The sequence below is a fragment of the Mucilaginibacter aquatilis genome (assembly GCF_009755275.1).
GTDB lineage: Bacteria > Bacteroidota > Bacteroidia > Sphingobacteriales > Sphingobacteriaceae > Mucilaginibacter > Mucilaginibacter aquatilis.
Map to the genome: position 1 here is coordinate 132,511 of NZ_WQLA01000003.1, position 21,505 is coordinate 154,015.

At 40.5% G+C, this 21,505-nt stretch carries 22 protein-coding genes; 18 read left to right on the top strand and 4 right to left on the bottom strand.

Annotation, left to right across the window (positions count from 1 at the left end; translation table 11 throughout):
- Positions 1 to 51 precede the first annotated feature (51 nt).
- From lysA to folB, 3 genes are all read left to right on the top strand, one after another.
- Complete coding sequence (lysA, locus tag GO816_RS08360) at positions 52 to 1,230, top strand: diaminopimelate decarboxylase (RefSeq protein WP_157541132.1); 1,179 nt, start codon at positions 52 to 54, stop codon at positions 1,228 to 1,230.
- 233 nt (positions 1,231 to 1,463) lie between these two features.
- Positions 1,464 to 2,819 carry a GH1 family beta-glucosidase gene (locus tag GO816_RS08365; protein ID WP_157541135.1) on the top strand — a complete coding sequence of 452 codons (1,356 nt, stop codon included), beginning with the start codon at positions 1,464 to 1,466 and terminating at the stop codon, positions 2,817 to 2,819.
- A gap of 46 nt (positions 2,820 to 2,865) precedes the next feature.
- A complete protein-coding gene (gene folB, locus GO816_RS08370; protein ID WP_157541138.1) occupies positions 2,866 to 3,225 on the top strand; it encodes a dihydroneopterin aldolase in 360 nt (119 codons plus the stop codon).
- Here the strand turns inward: folB and GO816_RS08375 are convergent.
- A complete protein-coding gene (locus GO816_RS08375) occupies positions 3,222 to 3,671 on the bottom strand; it encodes an acyl-CoA thioesterase (RefSeq protein WP_157541141.1) in 450 nt (149 codons plus the stop codon). The genes folB and GO816_RS08375 overlap by 4 nt on opposite strands.
- 144 nt (positions 3,672 to 3,815) lie before the next feature.
- On the opposite strand from GO816_RS08375, the gene GO816_RS08380 reads away from it, so the two are divergent.
- Positions 3,816 to 4,256 (top strand): Hsp20/alpha crystallin family protein, encoded by a 441-nt coding sequence (locus GO816_RS08380; protein WP_157541144.1) that lies wholly within the window; start codon positions 3,816 to 3,818, stop codon positions 4,254 to 4,256.
- 169 nt (positions 4,257 to 4,425) lie between these two features.
- Here the strand turns inward: GO816_RS08380 and GO816_RS08385 are convergent, their stop codons facing one another.
- A complete protein-coding gene (locus GO816_RS08385) occupies positions 4,426 to 4,917 on the bottom strand; it encodes a YajQ family cyclic di-GMP-binding protein (RefSeq protein ID WP_157541147.1) in 492 nt (163 codons plus the stop codon).
- 151 nt (positions 4,918 to 5,068) lie between these two features.
- On the opposite strand from GO816_RS08385, the gene ppk1 reads away from it, so the two are divergent.
- From ppk1 to GO816_RS08455, 14 genes are all read left to right on the top strand, one after another.
- Positions 5,069 to 7,126 (top strand): polyphosphate kinase 1, encoded by a 2,058-nt coding sequence (ppk1, locus tag GO816_RS08390; RefSeq protein ID WP_157541150.1) that lies wholly within the window; start codon positions 5,069 to 5,071, stop codon positions 7,124 to 7,126.
- Entirely contained in the window at positions 7,123 to 8,004 is an 882-nt protein-coding gene (locus tag GO816_RS08395; protein ID WP_157541153.1) for a Ppx/GppA phosphatase family protein, read from the top strand. The genes ppk1 and GO816_RS08395 overlap by 4 nt, the downstream gene beginning before the upstream one ends.
- Positions 8,005 to 8,159: 155 nt before the next feature.
- A complete protein-coding gene (locus GO816_RS08400) occupies positions 8,160 to 8,723 on the top strand; it encodes a UbiX family flavin prenyltransferase (protein ID WP_157541156.1) in 564 nt (187 codons plus the stop codon).
- A gap of 220 nt (positions 8,724 to 8,943) precedes the next feature.
- Entirely contained in the window at positions 8,944 to 10,869 is a 1,926-nt protein-coding gene (gene thrS / locus GO816_RS08405) for a threonine--tRNA ligase (protein ID WP_157541159.1), read from the top strand.
- Between the two features lies 1 nt (position 10,870).
- Positions 10,871 to 11,437, top strand: a complete 567-nt coding sequence (gene infC, locus GO816_RS08410) for a translation initiation factor IF-3 (RefSeq protein ID WP_157541162.1) — start codon at positions 10,871 to 10,873, stop codon at positions 11,435 to 11,437.
- A gap of 73 nt (positions 11,438 to 11,510) precedes the next feature.
- Entirely contained in the window at positions 11,511 to 11,711 is a 201-nt protein-coding gene (gene rpmI, locus GO816_RS08415) for a 50S ribosomal protein L35 (RefSeq protein ID WP_157541165.1), read from the top strand.
- 77 nt (positions 11,712 to 11,788) lie between these two features.
- The gene (rplT, locus tag GO816_RS08420; RefSeq protein ID WP_157541168.1) at positions 11,789 to 12,136 is read left to right on the top strand and encodes a 50S ribosomal protein L20; all 348 of its coding nucleotides are present in this window, start codon (positions 11,789 to 11,791) and stop codon (positions 12,134 to 12,136) included.
- A 137-nt stretch (positions 12,137 to 12,273) separates the two neighbouring features.
- Complete coding sequence (locus GO816_RS08425) at positions 12,274 to 13,203, top strand: hypothetical protein (protein WP_157541171.1); 930 nt, start codon at positions 12,274 to 12,276, stop codon at positions 13,201 to 13,203.
- 95 nt (positions 13,204 to 13,298) lie between these two features.
- Entirely contained in the window at positions 13,299 to 14,624 is a 1,326-nt protein-coding gene (locus GO816_RS08430) for an MFS transporter (protein ID WP_157541174.1), read from the top strand.
- 13 nt (positions 14,625 to 14,637) lie between these two features.
- Positions 14,638 to 15,366, top strand: coding sequence for a (Fe-S)-binding protein (locus GO816_RS08435; RefSeq protein ID WP_157541177.1), 729 nt, complete (start codon positions 14,638 to 14,640; stop codon positions 15,364 to 15,366).
- A 276-nt stretch (positions 15,367 to 15,642) separates the two neighbouring features.
- Positions 15,643 to 16,962, top strand: a complete 1,320-nt coding sequence (gene mtaB, locus GO816_RS08440) for a tRNA (N(6)-L-threonylcarbamoyladenosine(37)-C(2))-methylthiotransferase MtaB (protein ID WP_157541179.1) — start codon at positions 15,643 to 15,645, stop codon at positions 16,960 to 16,962.
- A 28-nt stretch (positions 16,963 to 16,990) separates the two neighbouring features.
- Positions 16,991 to 18,163, top strand: coding sequence for a prolipoprotein diacylglyceryl transferase (locus GO816_RS08445; protein ID WP_157541182.1), 1,173 nt, complete (start codon positions 16,991 to 16,993; stop codon positions 18,161 to 18,163).
- Positions 18,156 to 18,629 (top strand): GtrA family protein, encoded by a 474-nt coding sequence (locus GO816_RS08450; protein WP_157541184.1) that lies wholly within the window; start codon positions 18,156 to 18,158, stop codon positions 18,627 to 18,629. The genes GO816_RS08445 and GO816_RS08450 overlap by 8 nt, the downstream gene beginning before the upstream one ends.
- Positions 18,610 to 19,398: an inositol monophosphatase family protein gene (locus GO816_RS08455; protein WP_157541187.1), complete on the top strand. Its 789-nt coding sequence runs from the start codon at positions 18,610 to 18,612 to the stop codon at positions 19,396 to 19,398. The genes GO816_RS08450 and GO816_RS08455 overlap by 20 nt, the downstream gene beginning before the upstream one ends.
- Before the next feature lie 116 nt (positions 19,399 to 19,514).
- On the opposite strand, the gene GO816_RS08460 is transcribed toward GO816_RS08455, so the two are convergent.
- Together GO816_RS08460 and purB are read right to left on the bottom strand one after the other, a co-directional pair.
- Positions 19,515 to 20,066, bottom strand: a complete 552-nt coding sequence (locus tag GO816_RS08460; protein WP_157541189.1) for a NifU family protein — start codon at positions 20,064 to 20,066, stop codon at positions 19,515 to 19,517.
- A gap of 85 nt (positions 20,067 to 20,151) precedes the next feature.
- Positions 20,152 to 21,495, bottom strand: coding sequence for an adenylosuccinate lyase (gene purB / locus GO816_RS08465; protein ID WP_157541192.1), 1,344 nt, complete (start codon positions 21,493 to 21,495; stop codon positions 20,152 to 20,154).
- Positions 21,496 to 21,505: the final 10 nt, after the last annotated feature.

A 21,505-nucleotide genomic window follows, 5' to 3' on the forward strand; every position in this document is an offset into this window, starting at 1 on the left:
ATTATCATAAATATTACTTTTAGCGCTCTTAATCAAGGAAATTCAAACAGCATGTTCTCAGCACAGCATATAAACCAGTTTAATCAGCTGGAAACTCCTTTTTACTATTACGACCTTAACCTGTTGCAAAAAACTGTAACGGCTTGTACGCAGGCAGCGGCGCAATACCACTACCATGTGCATTATGCGCTTAAGGCCAACTTCAACCCTAAAGTATTACAAACCATGCAGGCGGCTGGTATTGGCGCCGATTGTGTAAGCGGTAATGAAGTAAAAGCTGCCATTGAACATGGTTTTAGTAATAACAAGGTAGTATTTGCTGGTGTAGGAAAATCTGACCGTGAAATAAATGCGGCATTGGATGCTGATATATTTTGCTTTAACGTAGAATCTGTTCAGGAGTTGGTGGTCATCAATGATCTAGCTGCCGCTAAAGGTAAAACTGCACGCGTGGCTATTCGTATTAACCCCAATGTTGATGCGCATACTCATCATTATATTACCACCGGTTTAGAAGAAAATAAATTCGGCATAAATACCTGGCAGCTGGACGATGTATTATTTACGCTTAAAAATTGTACTAACCTGGAGTTTATTGGCGTTCATTTTCATGTTGGGTCGCAAATTACCAATCTTGAGGTATTCAAAAACCTGTGTACCCGCGTTAACGAGTTGCACAATTGGTTCGACAACCAGGGATTGGCTATAAAAGTATTGAACGTTGGTGGCGGTTTAGGTGTTGATTATTATAATCCCGACACTAATTCAATTTGTGACTTTGAAAGCTACTTTAAAGTTTTTAGCGAACATCTTAGGGTAAAGGAAGGGCAGGAGGTTCATTTTGAATTGGGCCGTGCGTTGGTTGCCCAAAGCGCGTCATTAATATCAAAGGTGTTATACGTAAAAAACGGGCAAAAAAAGAACTTTTTGATACTGGATGCGGGTATGACCGAACTTATACGCCCTATGTTGTACCAAGCTTACCATCACATTGAAAACATTAGCAAGCAACATACAGCCTATAATACAATCAACTATGATGTTGTTGGACCTATATGTGAAAGTACTGATTGTTTCCGTACAGATGTTGCTTTGCCCGAATCGCATCGTGGGGACTTAATAGCAATGCGTACAGCAGGGGCTTACGGAGAAGTAATGGCCTCGGGCTATAACTTACGCGATAGGGTTCAAAGCGTATACTCACAACCTGAACAGGTTGAGGTAGTATAAAGTCATCAAAACTTAATCTGCGGTTAATATTTGCCTTCATATCTTGGTATCAACAAATCACCGGGACACATGAAAGCATTACAATTCATTAAAGACGTGCTAATTAGCCTGAAAGACCTTTTGGTATTACGTAGCTTAAAATCGTCTTTTATTCATTAATGGTTACTTGCAAATATTTGCGTTATCCATTTAATTCGAACAATTTTGCCCCCGCAATGGTTGGGGTTTGTTAGATGGATAATCATACTACTGCACAGTTGTTTACTAAACACTTGTTTGGCCCTGGCTTTAGCTGGGGCGTTTCTACGGCTGCCTTCCAAACAGAGGGGGCTTGCCTTGCCGATGGTAAGTCGGCTTCCATCTGGGATGAATTCACCGGCAGGAAAGGTAAGGTACATGGTAATCAAAATGCCCAAATAGCTTGTGACTTTTACCATCGTTACCAGCAGGACATTGACGTCATTAAACAGCTCAATATTCCTAATTTTCGATTCTCTATTGCCTGGACGCGCATTTTGCCTGATGGTACCGGCAAGGTAAACCAGGCTGGTATTGATTATTATAATAACGTTATTGATTATTGCATTGAACAGGGTATTGAGCCATGGCTAACCATATATCATTGGGATTTGCCGCTTTGCCTTGAGCAAAAAGGGGGGTGGACTAACCGCGAAAGCATAGAATGGTTTACAAATTTTGTAAGCGTTTGTGCTAAGGCTTTTGGCGACCGTGTTAAACACTGGATGATAATGAATGAGCCGGCCGTTTTTACAGGCGCGGGTTATTTTTTGGGTTTGCATGCGCCCGGGCGTACCGGGTTAAAAAACTTTTTACCTGCCGTACACCATGTTACCATGAGTATTGCTGCAGGTGCCAACATATTAAGGGCCTTACTGCCGCAAGCCGTTATTGGCAACACATTTTCCTGCTCACATATTGAACCGCTAACTACTAAGCCACGTGATGTAGCTGCCGCAAGCCGGGCCGATGTACTTATAAACCAGCTTTATATTGAGCCGTTGCTTGGCATGGGTTACCCTGTAGCTGATTTGCCTGTGCTACAGCGTATAGAAAAATATATGAAAGATGGTGATGAGCACAAGCTCGCATTTGATTTCGACTTTATAGGCATTCAAAATTACACGCGCGAGGTTGTTAAATACTCCATGTTTACGCCTTACATCCAAGCTAAGTTAGTTGAGGCCAAAACCCGTAATGTGCCTTTAACTGAAATGGGCTGGGAAATTTACCCTCAGGCTATTTACGAAATGGTAAAGAAGTTCAGTGCCTATCCAAAAGTGAAGAATATTATCATCACTGAAAATGGTTCGGCTTTCAAAGACACCGTTACAGGTGATACCGTTGATGATGTTTTACGCATACAATATTTACATGATAATTTGCAGCAGGTACTAAAGGCTAAGCAGGAAGGGTTACCGGTAAATGGTTATTTTGTGTGGACGCTTACTGATAACTTTGAGTGGGCCGAAGGTTACCGCCCAAGGTTTGGCCTTGTACACATTAACTTTGATACGCAGGAGCGTATTATTAAAAACTCGGGTTACTGGTACCGGGATTTTTTAAAATAGTAAAATTTTCGCTTACTTAGAGGGCTACCTCAAAAACATCTGCATTATGATAAAGGTTGGATTATACGGCGCTGAGTTTTTTGCCCGGCATGGCTACTACAAAGAAGAGCAAATTTTAGGTAACCGTTTTATAGTTACCATTGAAGCCACATTTAATCCGCAGCATCCTCATATAAATGACGATTTAGAGAAAACGCTTAATTACGAGCAATTGTGCCAGGTTGCCCATGAGCACATGAAGCAACCGCAAAAACTGCTCGAAACCGTGGCACAAGGTATGGCCGATGCCGTTATGCAGCAATTTCCTTATGTTACTAACTTACAGGTGGAGGTGAAGAAACTTAATCCACCTTTAAAAGGGCAGGTAGCAGCATCGGGCGTTACGGTGTATGTTACCAATAATTAATTAGTATTGGTTATCAATCCTGGCTCATCATAGTCAATCATACGCTGACGCTCACTTGCCGGAATTGGTATTGACTTCAAATTAGCATAGTCATAACTAATACACACTGACTTCCCTGTAGTGCAAATTTCCTCTTCACCATCAGCATTAATTTTTACTAAAACATACATCACATCAAAGCTGCTGTTTCCTATACGCGATGTGCGAAGGTAACACGCAATCTGGTCATCAACCTTAATGGGTTTTAAGTAATTCACTTCAGACCTTCCTAATATTACACCGCAACTATTAAAGTCCCATTGAGCTATTTCTTTCCAATAACTCAGGCGCGCAATTTCAAAAAAGGTTAAATATATCGTGTTACTCACGTTTCCGTAAGCATCAATATCTGAGAAGCGAATAGGTATAGGAGCTTTGAATTTATAATTTGCTAAATTTTCAGTCATTTTGTGTCAACTTGTCTTGTGAAAATGTTTTAAAGCGACAAAAAGTCACCAAATATCTTCGTTTTAAATGTTTTTAAGCGTTGGTATACCGCTTGTATAGGTATCTACGAAATTAATAAAAAGAAACTTTTGGAGGATATAAAAATGACTTTAGTAAAATTTAACAACGGACACAGAAAACCAGCAGTTGCACCTCGTTTTATCGATGTATTTGACTCAATTTTTAACGATCAGTTTTTGAGCCCTGCTAACGTAGCAAAAGTACCGGCAGTTAACATTACAGAATCAGAAGCAGCATTTGATATTGAATTTGCGGTGCCGGGTTTGCAAAAAGAAGATTTTAAAATAAACGTTGATAAAAACGTTTTAACCGTGGCTGCCGAAGTAAAACAGGAAGAAGCTACAGAAGTAAAAAAATACAGCAAAAAAGAATTTAGCTATAACTCATTCAAACGTTCATTTACCCTGCCCGAAACAGTTGATCAAAACAATATTGAGGCAGCTTATACCAACGGTATATTGAAATTAACAGTAGCTAAAAAAGAAGAAGCAAAATTACAAGCACGCGAAATTGCAGTGAAGTAATTAAGCAAAGAGTGTTTTCATAAGTTAAGTGTTGGTTTAGTTTAGATTAAAGCCGCCTCTGTTTACAGGGCGGCTTTTTTAATTCCTTAAACGCAAATTCTAGTTTTAGAGAATTTCGCAGCGTTAGTAAAAATTTTTTGATTTAATACTTCAAAACATGGGTCTAAAACTACGCTCTCATATTTATGTATTGTAAAGGCTGGCCAAAATCTTCTCCTCGGCATACGCTTATTACGGCCTGCAAGTCGTCGATTTTTTTACCTTGAACACGTACCTGGTCGTCCATTATAGAAGCCTGAACCTTAAGGCCGCTGTCTTTTATCTTCTTAACAATTTTTTTTGCAACCTCTTTATCTACTCCTTCTTTGATGCTTATTTCTTTCCTGATCATGTTGCCCGAGGCGTATTCTTCTTTTCCAAAGTCAAGAGCTTTAGGGTCTAAGCCTTGTTTTACCATACGACTTATAATAGCATCCTGGATAGCTTTCAGGCGCATATCATTCTCGGTAACAACTGTTAGCTGATTGGTTTTTTTATCGTGGTCAACAGTGCTTTTCGAATCGTTGAAATCATAACGGTTTAAAATTTCTTTTTTAGCGTTATTTATGGCGTTATCAAGTGTTTGAGCGTCTATTTTACTTACAATATCAAATGATGGCATAAGGCAGTGTGTTTAATATGTGAATCGCAAAGTTAATTTTAACAGTATTTATAAACAAAACAGCTTCAAAATATATTGAAGTTAATATTATGTTAACATTTAAATAGGCAGTTTTGCGTACGCACACGCAGAACCCCTGTGGTGTTTTTTTATGGCTGATAGAACAATTCCTTTAATTAACCGAGAAATAAGCTGGTTGTACTTTAACGACCGTGTATTACAGGAAGCGGCCGATATAACGGTTCCGCTCATTGACCGTATAAAATTCCTTGCTATTTTCTCATCAAACCTGGATGAGTTTTACCGCGTAAGGGTAGCCACGTTATCCAGGCTCACCAATCTCAACGAAAAATCAAAGGCATTGTTGGGGTATAATCCTAAAAAGGTGCTTAATCAAATCAAAAGCATTGTAGTTAAGCAAGAAAAAAAGTTTCATAATCTTTACGAGAATATCATTATAAAACAGCTTGCTGAAGAAAAGATATTCATTCTTAATGAGAAGCAGTTGAACGTATCGCGCGGAGCATTTGTAAAAAAATATTTCCGTGAAAAGCTTTTGTCTACCCTGGTGCCAATAATGCTTGAAGACGACAGGCAACTGCCTATGCTGCATGACAGGGCTATTTATTTTTTTGTAAGGCTTACCAAAGGTAAAAAAACAAGGCTCGCACTTATCGAGCTGCCAAGTAACTTATCCCGCTTCCTTATGCTGCCAGAAACCAATCAGTTAAAGTTTATCATACTGGTTGATGATATTATCAGATACAGCCTTGAAGACATATTCTTTGTTTTTGAATATGATAGCATGGAAGCATATTCGGTGCAATTAACCCGTGATGCCGAGCTTGACCTTGATAAAGAGTTAAGTGAAAAGTTTATTGATGCCCTTTCAAAAAGCTTGCAAAAGCGTAAAAAGGGGCGCCCTATGCGTTTGTTGTACGATGCCGAAATGCCCGATGACATGGTTGCCCAGCTTAAACGTAAGTTGGGGCTAAACATCGAAAATATGATACCGGGTAACCGCTATCAAAATTTTAAAGATTTTATTGCTTTCCCTAACGTAGGCGGACCTGAGTTGGAGTATAAGCGTAACCGACCGTTATCGGTTGATGGATTATCATTTGGAAAGAGCTTGATGAGTTTGGTAGCCGTTAAAGATTATCTAATCAGCACGCCTTATCAATCATATGATTATGTAATTCATTTTCTGCGTGAAGCGGCTATTGATCCTAAGGTAGTTGAAATAAATATTTCGGTGTACCGCCTTGCCGAGGATTCACGTATTATGCACGCGCTTATTAATGCTGCCCAAAACGGCAAAAAAGTAAACTGCTTAATCGAGTTACGGGCACGTTTTGATGAGCAAAACAACATTCAATGGACCCGCCGCCTGGAAGATGAAGGTATCAAGGTTATTCATGGCGTTCCGGGTTATAAAGTGCATGCAAAGGTATGCTTGGTTGTACGTATGGAAAAAGGCAAGCCCGCTTATTACGGTTGCCTTTCTACCGGAAACTTTAATGAGAAGACAGCTAATATTTATGCTGACCATACGCTGTTGACTGCCAATAAAAAGCTTACGCTGGATATGCTTAGCGTATTCAGGGCTATCAATAAAGGCCAGCTAGCGAAAGATATTAAGCACCTCGTGGTATCGCCTGTTGATTCGCGGCCCGCTCTTTACAGGTTTATTGATACCGAGATCAATAATGCTAATGCAGGTAAAGAGGCGTACATGATTTTAAAGATGAATAGTTTGGCTGATGAACAAATAATTGCCAAGCTATATGAAGCCAGTAACGCAGGCGTAAAAATAAGAATGCTAATACGCGGAATGTGCTGCCTGGTTCCGGGGGTAGAAGGGTACAGTAAAAATATCAAAGTTTACAGTATTGTAGATAAATACCTTGAACATGCCCGGGTACATGTTTTTGCTAATGGTGGTAAAGAGTTGATTTATCTGACCTCGGCCGATTTCATGACCCGCAACATTGACAATAGGGTAGAAGTAGGCTTTCCAATTTATGATGCAGATATAAAACAGGAAATTAAAGATATACTTGAAATTCAACTGCGCGACAATACAAAATCACGCGAAATTAACAAGAGCAATACCAACAGATATCATCGCACCCGTACCGACATTCATCACCGTGCACAGGTGGAGATTTATGAATATTTAAAACAACTTAATACTTTAACAACTTGAGATACGCCGCAATTGATACCGGCTCAAACGCAGTACGCCTGCTCATCGCCGACATTATACAGAACGACGGAAAAATTACATTCAAAAAAAACACGCTTGTACGCGTACCCCTGCGTTTAGGCGATGATGCCTTTTTGGATAAAAATATATCAGACCGTAAGGCCGATGATTTGGTTAAAACCATGTCGGCTTTTAAAAACCTTATGGACGTTTACAAGGTAAGTGATTATATGGCTTGTGCAACATCGGCCATGCGTGAGGCTAAAAACGGACCTGAGCTAATTAAACGTATTAAGCAGGAAGCTAACCTCGACCTCGAAATAATTCATGGTGATAAAGAGGCCGGCATAATATACGCAAGCCACAAAGGTGTTGATTTGGATGAAAGTAAAACATATTTATACATAGATGTTGGCGGAGGCAGTACTGAGCTTTCGCTGTTTGCCAACGGAGAATTGGTTGCTTCTCAATCATTCAACATTGGTACCATACGTATACTAGATAACCAGGATAAAGAAGAAACCTGGCGCGAGATGCAGGAGTTTGTAAGTAAACATACCAAAGCATATAAGTTAATATACGGCGTAGGTACCGGAGGTAATATTAACAAATTGTTTAAGCTGAGCGATGAGAAGGATGGAGAGGCATTAAGCTACACAAAACTCAAATCGCTGTACAGTTACTTGTCGTCATACTCGTTAAAAGATCGTATTAACGTGCTGAAGCTCAACCAGGACCGTGCCGACGTTATTATACCGGCTTGCGAAATATATACTACGGTAATGAAGTGGGCAAACATTAAATTCATATACGTTCCAACAGTTGGAATGGCCGATGGCATCATTCAAACTTTGATTGAAAATAATTTGTTGAAATAAATTTAATTAAATTTTAATATACAAATTATAGTTTCTATATTTGTAATGCCCTCTCATAGGGCATGTTTTTCATAGGTAGATGTAGGGTCGAGTAGTAATATTCGACCCTTTTTTATGCTTCCAACTTTTCTACCTTTGCCCTGTTTAGTTTTGTGATGAAAAGGAAAATTGTAGTTGCTATTACCGGCGCAAGCGGTGCTATATATGCCAAATTATTACTGCAAAAGCTTCATGAGCTGGCTACCCAGGTAGCAGACGTAGGCATCATTATGTCAACTAATGCCAAACAGGTTTGGGAAACCGAACTCGATAATGCCGATTACCAAGATTTGCCTTTCAAGTTTTACGATAAGCATGATTTTACGGCTCCCTTTGCATCAGGCTCGGCACGTTATGATACCATGGTTGTTATCCCCTGCTCTATGGGTACACTTGGTCGTATAGCATCCGGTGTTTCTGATGATTTGGTAACCCGTGCTGCCGATGTAATTTTAAAAGAGCGCAGAAAGCTTATTCTTGTCGCCCGCGATACGCCTTTAAATCTCATCCATATCCGCAATATGGCAACGGTAACCGAAGCAGGTGGAATCATTTGTCCGGCAGTGCCATCATTCTACAGTAAACCACAAACCATTGAAGAAGTAGCCTTAACAGTGGTGAACCGCGTAATTGATTTGATTGGTTTGGAGCATGATAGCTACCGCTGGAATGAATTGTAAGTGGCCTTAAAAGCCTTTAAATACGAATCATTGTTATAGTTTTTTTGGCTAGATAACTGCTATAATTACTACTATAGATGTTAGAAACGGGCTGTAAAATCAATCCTGAATAATCAATGCAATCCTAATAAATATTTTAACTTTGGCACCCAATTAACAATCACTCCCGTAGGTGATTGAACAGTAGTATTTTTAAAAGAACAATAAATCATAGTTGTAGATGATTAACATTACACTTCCTGATGGTTCCGTTCGTCAGTACGATAAAGGAATCACTTCTATGCAAATTGCCCAGTCAATTTCTGAAGGTTTAGCCCGTAACGTTTTAGCCGCCGAAGTTGATGGCGCCGTGTGGGATGCAAGTCGTCCAATTGAGCAAGATGCCAGTGTTAAACTATTAACCTGGACAAACGATGAAGGTAAAGCTACCTTTTGGCACTCCTCTGCCCACTTAATGGCTGAGGCTTTAGAAGCCTTGTATCCGGGTACCAAATTTGGTATTGGTCCGGCTATTGAAACCGGTTTTTATTACGACGTTGACTTTGGCGACCGCACCTTTGCACAGGAAGATTTCAAGAAAATTGAAGACAAAATGCTCGAGCTGGCCAAAACCAAAGCTGAGTATATACGCAAGCCGGTAAGTAAAGATGAAGCTGTTGCTTACTTTACTGACAAGGGTGATGAATACAAACTTGATCTTATTAAAGATCTTCCTGATGGTTCAATAACCTTTTACTCACAAGGAAATTTTACCGATTTATGTCGCGGTCCGCATATTCCGAACACTGGTTTTATTAAGGCTGTAAAGTTGATGAACGTTGCGGGTGCGTATTGGCGTGGTGATGAAAGTCGCAAACAGCTAACCCGTATTTACGCAGTTACTTTTCCGAAGGCCGGCGAACTTGCCGAGTACTTGAACATGCTGGAGGAGGCAAAAAAACGTGATCACCGTAAATTAGGTAAAGAGCTTGAGCTGTTTGCCTTTTCTGAAAAGGTAGGCATGGGTTTACCATTGTGGTTACCAAAAGGTACCGCTTTGCGCGAGCGTTTGGTTAACTTTTTACAGCGTGCACAGGTTGCAGCCGGTTATGAGCAGGTAATTACTCCGCATATTGGACATAAGAACCTGTATGTAACTTCTGGCCATTACGAAAAGTATGGTAAAGATAGCTTCCAACCTATACAAACGCCGCAGGAAGGCGAGGAGTTCTTCCTGAAGCCGATGAACTGCCCGCACCATTGCGAAATTTATAAAACCAAACCACGCTCTTACAAAGATTTGCCGGTACGTTTCGCCGAGTTTGGAACTGTGTACCGTTACGAGCAAAGTGGAGAGCTTCATGGCTTAACCCGCGTGCGTGGCTTTACTCAGGATGATGCCCACTTGTTTTGCCGCCCCGACCAGGTTAAAGAGGAGTTTAAGAAAGTAATTGACCTGGTTCTTTATGTATTCAACGCCCTTGGCTTTCAGGATTACGTTGCACAGGTTTCTCTTCGCGACCCGGAAAACAAAGCCAAATACATAGGTACAGACGAGAATTGGCAGCTTGCCGAAACTGCAATTATTGAAGCGGCAGAAGAAAAAGGCCTGCGTACAGTGATTGAATTGGGCGAGGCAGCGTTCTATGGTCCTAAGCTTGATTTTATGGTGAAGGATGCTTTGGGCCGTAAATGGCAGTTAGGAACCATTCAGGTAGATTATAACTTGCCTGAGCGTTTTGAGCTTGAGTATACCGGTAGCGACAATCAAAAGCACCGCCCGGTTATGATTCACCGTGCACCTTTCGGATCTTTGGAGCGTTTTGTGGCTGTTTTAATTGAACACTGCGCCGGTAATTTCCCGTTATGGTTATCGCCCGAGCAGTATGTTATTTTGCCTATTTCAGAAAAGTATGAAGATTATGCAAAAAAACTTTCACAAATGCTTAATAATTCCGATATTCGCGGGCTAATTGACTTTAGAGATGAAAAAATCGGTCGCAAAATACGCGACGCTGAAGTCAAGAAAATCCCATATATGCTGATTGTGGGCGAGAAGGAAGCTGCCGAAGGCACGCTATCGGTTCGTAAACATGGTACCGGCGATTTGGGAAGCATGAGTATTGAAGATTTTAAACAACAATTAATTAAAGAAATAACCATATAACTTGGCATTAAATAAACCGAATTTCAGAGGTCCGCGTCCTCCTTTCAAGAAAAAGGAAGCAGAGCACAACATTAATAACTTCATTAAAGCTCCCGAAGTTCGTTTGGTGGGCGATAACGTGGAGCAGGGAATTTTTTCTACCCGCGATGCGTTGGCCATAGCACAGGAACAAGAGTTGGATCTGGTTGAAATATCTCCTAACGCTGTTCCTCCTGTTTGCCGTGTGATTGACTATAACAAGTTCATCTACGAGCAAAAGAAGAAGATGAAGGAGATTAAAAGTAATGCTAAGCAAACCATCATTAAGGAGATCCGTTTCGGGCCTAATACTGATGATCATGACTTTAACTTTAAGCTGAAGCATGCCATTGGTTTTCTTGAAGCTGGTGAAAAGGTGAGAGCTTACGTACACTTTAAAGGCCGTGCAATTGTTTATAAAGAGCAGGGTGAAATTTTATTGCTTAAGTTTGCACAGGCACTTGAAGAAGTGGGCAAGGTTGAGCAGTTACCTAAGCTTGAAGGTAAACGTATGTTTTTAATTGTTGGCCCTAAAGCCGCTAAAAAGTAGTAGTTAACAATCAGTAATATACTGATTAAAGATAATACGCTGTGGAAGCGTAGGAATAAAATAAATAAGTGTTATGCCAAAAATGAAAACCAATTCCAGTGCCAAAAAGCGCTTCAAGCTTACTGGAACCGGTAAAATTGCAAGAAAAAACGCATACAAAAGCCACATCTTAACCAAGATGTCAACCAAACGTAAGCGTGCCTTAGGTCAGACCAGCATGGTATCTGATGCCGACATGGGTAACGTTAAACGTATGCTTTGTATCGGAAAGTAATTCATTAATTTTTAACCAGGTATTCGAGTTCGTAAAGTTTCCGTTAAAAGAACACTCACTACCAAAAAAGCAAAAAAATGCCACGTTCAGTTAACGCAGTAGCGTCGAGAAGACGCCGGAAAAAAATCATGAACCTTGCAAAAGGTTACTATGGTTCACGCAGCAAGGTTTACACCATTGCAAAAAACACAGTTGAAAAAGGTTTACAGTACGCTTACCGCGACCGTAAAACCAAAAAAAGAGAGTTCCGCGCATTATGGATCCAACGTATTAACGCTGGTGCCCGTCAGCATGGTATTTCTTACTCACAATTAATGGGTAAGTTAAACGCCAGCGAAATTGGCTTAAACCGTAAAGTACTTGCCGACTTAGCCATGAACCACCCAGAAGCCTTCAAAGCTGTGGTTGATGCTGTTGCAAAGTAAACTACTCTTACATACAAGCAAACAAAAAACGCCTGCTCATTTTTGAGCGGGCGTTTTTTGTTTATAATAAGTATGGAAGTGTTTTTATTACAGCTTAAATTAATATTCTATCTATGTTTAAAGGTGTTAATCAACGTATGAAGTATTTACTATTGGTTGCGGTAACGCTATTGATATATGGTTGCAAAAGAGACGGACTGATGAACGAATTGCCTGTTAAGGATACGAGGCAGGCCGTAACTTTTGAAGTGTCTGGTGTCTCTTTTTTTAACACAACACCAACGGCGGGCACTGCTCAAAAACAAATCCGCGGGTATGATGATAGCTTCTATGTAAAATACAAGATTGAAGATTTTATATACCTCATTTTTGATAGTAAGGGTAATCTGGTAAGTAGGTATCAACAAACCAGCGGACTTGATGCCGATACGTTATTCAAGATACTTAATAATGATAAGCAACAAATAAAAGCGCCATTTGAGTTTGGCAAACTAACCGATTCACTTATGGCGGGCGAGTACACCTTGCTAATGGTTGGTTGTCCTAAGTATTTGATGTATAACAAGGATGTTCCTTGCTTAGGTAATCAGGACCGGTTTCCACCTTTTCCGCTTGCTCAAACACTCATCAATTATCCATCTGCACAAATAGTAAGACCTATTTATGCCTACAAGAGTAAATTCACCGTTGGCAACGGCGCTTTGACCATTAGCGCACCGCTCAACCGTATAGGCGGAGATTTACAGATAGTACTTGAAGATGCTATGCCCAACAATGCAAAAATGATTACCGCTACGGTTAATTTTGAATATACCGGGTACAACTTTGGGACAGGGCTGCCAGCCGTTAACAGTGAGCCAGTAGTTTTTGGTTCAGACGTTAATCCAGAAAATTATGGAAAGAGAGCATTCACATTTTCACACTATTTATTAAATACAGCTACACCTTTTGATGTAACGTTGATTTGCTATGGTGATACTAACCAAATTATTTCTACTAAAAGAATTACGGGGGTAAGGGTTGGTTTAAATACTACTAAAGTGTTATACACTAAGCTTTTTGATTAAGGCATATAGCAAAAACTAACGTTACCGTTTTGGCAATTGATAGTATGAATTGTATATGATATGTTAATATCAATTACTTACTTTTAGCCTGTCACATGGAAACCAAAAACAATCCTAAAACCATACGCGCCTGGGCAATGTTCGATTGGGCAAACTCTGCTTACAATCTTGTTATTACCTCTACTATTTTCCCTGCCTATTATACGGCAATTACCACAACTAAAGAGCGGGACGATAAGGTCAGCTTTTTAGGATACGAGTTTGTGAATACTGCCTTGCAAGATTATGTGCTGGCTGCGGCGTACATGATTGTTGTTTTGCTGCTTCCAATTTTAACGTCAATAGCTGATTACCGCGGCAACAAAAAGAGTTACATGCAACTTTTCACCTGGATGGGCGGATTATCGTGCTGTGCTTTATTCTTTTTTAAACTGGAAACCCTTGAAATAAGTATGCTCTGGTTTGCGTTAGCAGCCATAGGCTATTGCAGCGGTGCAGTATTTTACAATTCATACTTACCGCAAATAGCATCTTTAGACCAGCAGGACAAGGTAAGTGCAAAAGGATTTACTTACGGCTACATTGGTAGCGTGGTTTTGCAAATAGTATGCTTTGTGTTTGTTTTAAAACCAGAACTTTTTGGAATTACAGATGCGAGCCTTCCTGCCCGACTTTCATTTCTCTTGGTTGGTTTATGGTGGCTGGGCTTTGCTCAAATACCCTTTTACAAGTTACCAAAAGGACAACCGAATAGTGCCAACAATCGCCATCAAAATATATTAAGCGGTGGTTTTAAGGAGCTTGGAAATGTGTTACGTAGAATAAGGTCAATGCCTGTTTTAAAGCAGTATTTGTCTGCTTTCTTTTTTTACTCCATGGGCGTACAAACCGTTATGCTGGTTGCTACTGGTTTTGCCGCAAAAGAACTAAAATTACCTCAGGAAAGCTTAATTGCAACAATTTTAATAATTCAATTAGTAGCTATCGCCGGTGCTGCATTAATGTCAAGGCTATCGGCAATTTACGGCAACGTAAAGGTATTGATAGGGGTGGTGATTATTTGGATTGGTATATGCTTTGCCGCCTATTTTACTCAAACCGAAGTGCAGTTTTATTTACTTGCTGTGGTAGTGGGTTTGGTAATGGGAGGTATTCAATCGCTTTCAAGGTCAACGTATTCCAAGTTTTTGCCGCAAGATATAACTGATACGGCATCATTCTTTAGCTTTTATGATGTAACCGAAAAACTGGCTATTGTAATCGGATTGTTTACATTTGGCTTTGTTGAGTCGCTTACAGGGAGTATGCGTAACTCAACCTTAGTGTTAAGCCTGTTTTTTATTGCAGGTATGTTGCTGTTAATTTTATTGTTGCGTACACAAAAGCGTTCGTTACCAAACATTACAGCCGGCACTGTGTAAATGTACGTAAGAAATGAAAGTTGAGTTATTTGTACCGTGTTTTGTTGACCAGTTGTTCCCCGACACGGCCTTTAATACTGTAAAAGTACTGCAAAAGGCAGGGTGTGAGGTAAACTTCAATGCCGAGCAAACCTGCTGTGGCCAGCCTGCATTTAATGCCGGTTTTTGGGATGATGCCAAAGAAGTGGGCAGCAAATTTTTAAATTCGTTTGGTGATGATGACGTAATTGTAACACCGTCGGCATCATGTACAGGCATGGTGCGCAATTACTATAACGATTTATTTACCAATACCACGGCGCACAACAAATGTCGCTCGGTGCAGGGCAACATTTACGAGCTAAGCGACTTTTTAATAAATATACTGCAGGTTGATGCTTTTGGTGCCGAACTTGACGGACGCGCAGTATTTCATGATAGCTGTGCCGGACTGCGCGAGTGTAAGATAAAGGATGAGCCGCGGCAACTATTATCTAAAGTATACGGTCTTGAACTGGTTGACTTACCCGCTGGTGAAACCTGTTGCGGATTTGGTGGTACCTTCGCAGTAAAGTTTGACGCAGTTTCGACTGCTATGGCACAACAAAAGGTTGAAAATGCCTTAGCTGTAGATGCCGATTACATCATATCAACCGATGCATCTTGCTTGCTGCATTTACAGGGTTATATTGATAAAAACAATCTGCCCATAAAAACCTATCACATTGCCGATGTACTGGCCAACGGATGGGGTAACGTTTAGCAATGAAGCATATGTACAAATCGCTTTTGGCTCTAACCGTCGACCATAGGCTGTATTTGAGGACGCTAAAGAGGTTGTTAAGCTGACTTACGAATGTTTTTCTTCAATAAAAATGAATTGCATTTTGGAAGAAAAGGATTAAAAAGGCAAGTCGTCAAAAGATGTATTTGCTTATACGCTTAAGCCATAAAATGGTCAAAAACACCACTGTAATGTAAACCAATCTGCTACGCATTTTTCACTACTCACTAAATTAGCTATCTTTGCGGCTTGATAATGAACAAGAAAGTCGCTTTTTATACGCTGGGTTGCAAGCTCAACTATTCTGAAACGTCAACGTTAGGCAGGTTGCTTAATAACGCTGGTTTTGAAACAGTTGAATTTACCCAGACTCCTGATGTTTTTGTAATCAATACATGTTCGGTAACTGAGAATGCCGACAAAAAATGCAAGAAGATTGTAAAGGAAGCGCTTAAAATTTCTCCTAATGCCCATGTAACTATAGTGGGTTGTTACGCACAGCTTAAACCGCAGGAAATAGCCGAAATACCGGGTGTTGACCTTGTTTTAGGTGCTGCCGAGAAGTTTCAATTGGTTGATCATTTAACAGATCTTACTAAAAAGGAAAAAACTGAAGTTTTCAATCAGCCGGTGTCAGAAGCCAATCAATTCATTTCATCTTACTCATTTGGCGACCGTACCCGTACTTTCCTGAAAGTGCAGGATGGCTGCGACTACTCTTGTACCTTTTGTACCATACCCATGGCCCGTGGTGCTAGTCGTAGCGATACCATTGAGAGCGCAGTTAAGCAAGCATATGAAATTGCCGCTTCGGGTGTTAAAGAAATTGTGCTTACTGGTGTAAACCTGGGCGATTTTGGTATACGCGATGGTATCCGTCACGACAAATTTGTTGATTTGGTAAAAGCTTTGGATGAAGTGGAAGGCATTGACCGCATCCGTATTTCATCAATAGAACCGAATTTGCTCACTGATGAGATTATTGAATTTGTAGCTGCTTCCAAACGTTTTGTACCTCATTTTCATATTCCGCTGCAGTCGGGCTCTAACAAAATTTTAGGCTTAATGCGTCGCCGCTACCGCAGAGAACTATACGTTGACCGCGTTGCCAAAATAAAGGAGCTAATGCCCGATTGCTGCATTGGTGTTGATGTTATTGTAGGCTTCCCTGGCGAAACCCGTGAAGACTTTGTCGATACTTATAATTTCTTGAACGATCTTGATGTTTCGTACCTTCATGTATTCACCTACTCTGAGCGTGAAAATACCATGGCAGCCGAAATGAGCGGCGTTGTACCCGGCTCAACCCGTGCCGACAGGAGCAAGATGCTGCACATATTATCTGAAAAGAAACGTCGTGCCTTTTACGAATCGCAACTTAATAAAAGCGACGAAGTATTATTTGAGGGTGACAACAAAGACGGCTTTATGCACGGCTTTACGCGCAATTATGTAAAAGTAAAGGCCAAGTTTGATCCGGTACTTGTTAACGAATTAAAGACAGTGAAACTCACTGGCATAAGCCCCGACGGCGACGTTGAAATAACCGAAAGCGAAGAAATATTGGTTCATTAACCTTATATTCGCTTCAAAATACTACCTCATGTTCCCATCCATTTCCGACCTTATTAACTATTTAACCGGTTGGCATTTACCAACTTTGCCTATTCAAACCTTTGGTTTTTTTGTGGCTTTAGCGTTTATGTCGGCTTACTGGGCGTTTGTTCAAGAGTTTAAACGCAAAGAAAAATTGGGCTACGTTCACCCGTTGCAAAAAATAGTTACCGTTGGCGAAGCTGCTTCAACAGGTGAGCTGGTAAGTAACGCTATATTTGGTTTTATAATAGGATACAAGCTGCTTGATATCATACTCAATTACAATTTAATGGTTGAGGATACGCAAGGTTTTCTACTATCGGGCAGAGGCAACATTTTTGGTGGTATAATTGGTGCAGCAGGCATTGCCTACTGGGCTTATTACGAAAAGAAAAAGGAACAGCTTGCCGAACCTGTTACCAAGCAGGTGCTGGTTCATCCGCACGAGTTGATGGGTAATATATTGGTTTGGGCAGCAATTTTTGGTTTTGCAGGTGCTAAACTCTTTAATGCGCTCGAAAACTGGGATGAGTTCATGGCCGATCCTATTGGAATGTTAATTGGCTTTAGCGGATTAACCTTTTACGGCGGATTGATTTGTGGTGGAGCTGCGGTACTATATATAGCAAACAAAAATGGTGTTAAGCCACTAACTATGTTAGATATTGGCGCCCCGGGAATGATGCTGGCTTACGGTGTTGGCCGTATAGGTTGCCAAATGGCTGGTGATGGTGATTGGGGTATTCCGAACCTTGCAGCAAAACCAAACTGGCTAAGCTGGGCACCTGATTGGATGTGGTCGTTTAAATACCCTCATAACGTGAACATGGCTGATCATGATAATCCTATTGCGGGCTGCGTGGGCAAATACTGTTATGAGCTTAAACTGCCTGTTTACCCTACACCTTTTTATGAGTGTGTAGTTTGTATTCTGCTTTTCCTTTTCCTTTGGAGCATTCGTAACAAAATAAAATCGCCGGGTGTAATGTTTGGTATCTACCTCATATTAGCAGGTGTCGAACGCTTTTTTGTTGAGTTAATAAGGGTAAACACTAAGTATCACCTGTTTGGAATATCATTTACTCAAGCCGAAATGATTTCCTTGTTTATGGTTATTGGTGGTATTGCACTGATACTTGTTGGCCGCTCAAAGCATAAAACCCAGGTTGCCAATGGCTGATATGCCATTTTTTAAACGCGCAAGCCAAAATAAATTTGTAAGGTTTTTATTATCGGCAGGCAGTGGTTTCCTGGTTGATGTGCTGGCCTTCCGTGTACTTGAACGGTACGTGTTTACTCAAGAAGTATATATACTACTAGGGCACCGAACCAGCAATATTGCCTTAACGCTTATTGTCTCATTTACGCTGGGTGTTATGGTTAATTTCTTAATTACCCGCTACCTGGTGTTCAATGAGTCGAGGTTGCCATTTATGCAACAATTAATGCGCTTTGGGTTGGTGGCCTTTGTAGGTTACTTTGCCAATTTGGAAGTACTTAAACTCTTTGTAAAGCATTTACAAATGGATCCAACTGTCGCACGTATCACGGCGGCTTTAAGTTTGTTCTTCGCCAGTTTTTTTATTCACAAGGCATTTTCATTTAACCTTTCATTACGTAAAAAACATGCTTCAACAAATAACTGATCAGGTTACAGAGGTAGCACGCGAGGCAGGCGATTTTATACGCCAGGAACGCAAAAATTTCAATGCTGACCGTATTGAGTTTAAAGGCTTAAACGACTTGGTATCGTACGTTGACAAAACGGCTGAACAAAAAATTGTAGCTGCATTACAAAAGATTTTGCCCGAAGCCGGCTTTAATACGGAAGAAAAAACATCAACCAAAATAGGCGAGCGTTATAATTGGATTATTGATCCATTAGATGGAACTACCAATTTTATACATGGCTTGCCGGTGTTTTCGGTTAGCATAGCATTGCAGGAATACGATAAGCTGGTTGCCGGTGTGGTATACGAAGTCAATCAGGATGAATGCTTTTACGCCAGTGCTGATAGTGCGGCTTATCTTAATGGCAAAGAAATTAAAGTAAGTGCTGCACCGGCTATTGCTGATAGCTTATTAGCTACCGGTTTCCCTTACTATGATTTCACGAAGCAGGCACAATACATTAATTTGTTTACTGAACTGATGAAAGGCTGCCACGGCATCCGTCGAATGGGGTCGGCAGCGGTAGATTTAGCATACACAGCGTGTGGCCGTTTTGAGGCATTTTACGAATATAATTTAAATGCGTGGGATGTTGCAGCAGGCATTGTAATAGTGAAGCAGGCAGGGGGAGAGGTAGTCAATTTTAGCGGTGGAGATGAAGTGGTTAACACCCGCGAACTATTAGCTACAAACGGTAAAATAACAAAGGAGATGCTGGAGATGATTCATAAGTACTTTGTGTAAATCATCCTCAACAGTAAGGGAATAAGCTTACGATATCGATTTAAAATAAGTGCGTAAAAGAAGGCCGGATTAGTATTACTAATCCGGCCTTTATATTTAAACCTGTATTTAAAGCCTTATAATGCTTCTGAAACTACTTCTTGTACTTCGGGTACCATGCGTTTCAACAAGTTCTCGATGCCAGACTTAAGTGTAATGGTTGATGATGGGCAACCACTACATGAGCCACGAAGCTCAACAGTTACCACACCTTCGTTAAACGATTTGTAGCTGATAGCACCACCATCCTGTTCAACCGCAGGGCGCACATAATCATGTAATATCTGCTGAATTTTCACTTCAGCTTCAGTGCCTTCAAAATTAGGGGCTTCGTCTGTTTGAGCTTCCTGTACAGTAAGCTCTGATTCTACAGCACCTTTAACAAACTCTTTCAGTATCGGCTCAATATCGGCCCAGTCGCTGTCTTCAGTTTTGGTAACAGTAACAAAATTACTGGCGAAAAATACGCCATTTACAAATGAAAACTTGAAAAGCTCCTTAGCGAAGGTTGATTTTTCGGCGCTCTCTTTTGTAGCATAATCTACACTGCCGTTAATAAGCAACTTGTTCACAATGAACTTCATGGTTGCCGGGTTAGGGGTAGATTCGGTATATACGTTGATATTCATGACGATGCAGTTTTACAATAAGAACAAATTTAACCAGCTTTTTGATTTAACAATACGTTGTACTTGTATTTGACCTCAACATGACTTATACACCTGTGTAATTTTGTGGTGTAATTTGTTTAAGTTCAGCTTTTACTTCAGCGCTTATATCTAATCCTTCAACAAATTCGGCAATGCTTTGAGCATTAATTTGTTGATTGGTACGGGTAAGATCTTTTAAAGCCTCGTAAGGGTTAGGGTAATTTTCGCGGCGCAAAATAGTTTGGATAGCCTCGGCCACAACTGCCCAGTTGTCTTCCAAATCCTGGTTAATGGCTGCCTCGTTAAGCAATAGTTTGTTTAAGCCGCGGATGGTTGACTTTATAGCAATTAGTGTATGTGCTACAGGTACGCCAATATTACGTAACACGGTAGAATCAGTTAAATCGCGCTGCAGGCGTGATACTGGTAATTTAGCTGCGAGGTGTTCGAATAATGCATTAGCTAAACCTATATTGCCTTCTGAATTTTCAAAATCAATAGGGTTAACTTTGTGTGGCATAGCCGATGAGCCTACTTCTCCAGCTTTTATTTTTTGTTTAAAATAGTTCATGGATATGTAAGTCCACATGTCGCGGTCTAAATCCATAATGATATTGTTAATGCGTTTCAGCGCATCGCAATGTGCAGCAAAATTATCATAATGTTCAATTTGGGTAGTGCGTTGCGAACGGCTTAAACCCAGTGTGTTGTTCACCAGGTTATTGCCAAAATTAACCCAGTCAATAGCAGGGTAGGCCACATTGTGTGCGTTGAAATTACCTGTGGCACCGCCAAACTTAGCCGAAAAAGGTATTGCTTTAGCAAGAGTTAACTGGCTTTCAATACGCTCAACAAACACCTCAATTTCTTTACCCAATCGGGTTGGCGATGCCGGTTGACCGTGTGTATGTGCTAATAATGGCACAGCCTTCCAATCCTCAGCATAACCTTCTAGTACGCTTAATAAATCCTCAATTGCCGGGTAGTAAACTTGCTGTAAAGCTAATTTAAAGGAGTATGGTATTGCGGTGTTATTAATATCTTGCGAGGTTAGGCCAAAGTGAATAAATTCTTTGTATTGCTGCAGGTTAAGCGTATCAAACTTTTGTTTGATGAAGTACTCAACTGCTTTAACATCATGATTTGTTGTTTTTTCGATGTCTTTAATGCTTTGTGCATCTGCCTCGGTAAATTGTTCATAAATGCTGCGTAAGTTACCGTAAACCGATTTATCAAAGCCGTTTAGTTGCGGTAGCGGATGCTCGCACAAAGCAATAAAATATTCAACCTCTACATAAACACGGTATTTGATTAAGGCGTACTCTGAAAAATAAGCCGATAACGAAGCAGTAGCATTATGATAGCGGCCATCTACCGGAGATATAGCCATAAGCGGGGTAAGCGACATAAAAACAGTT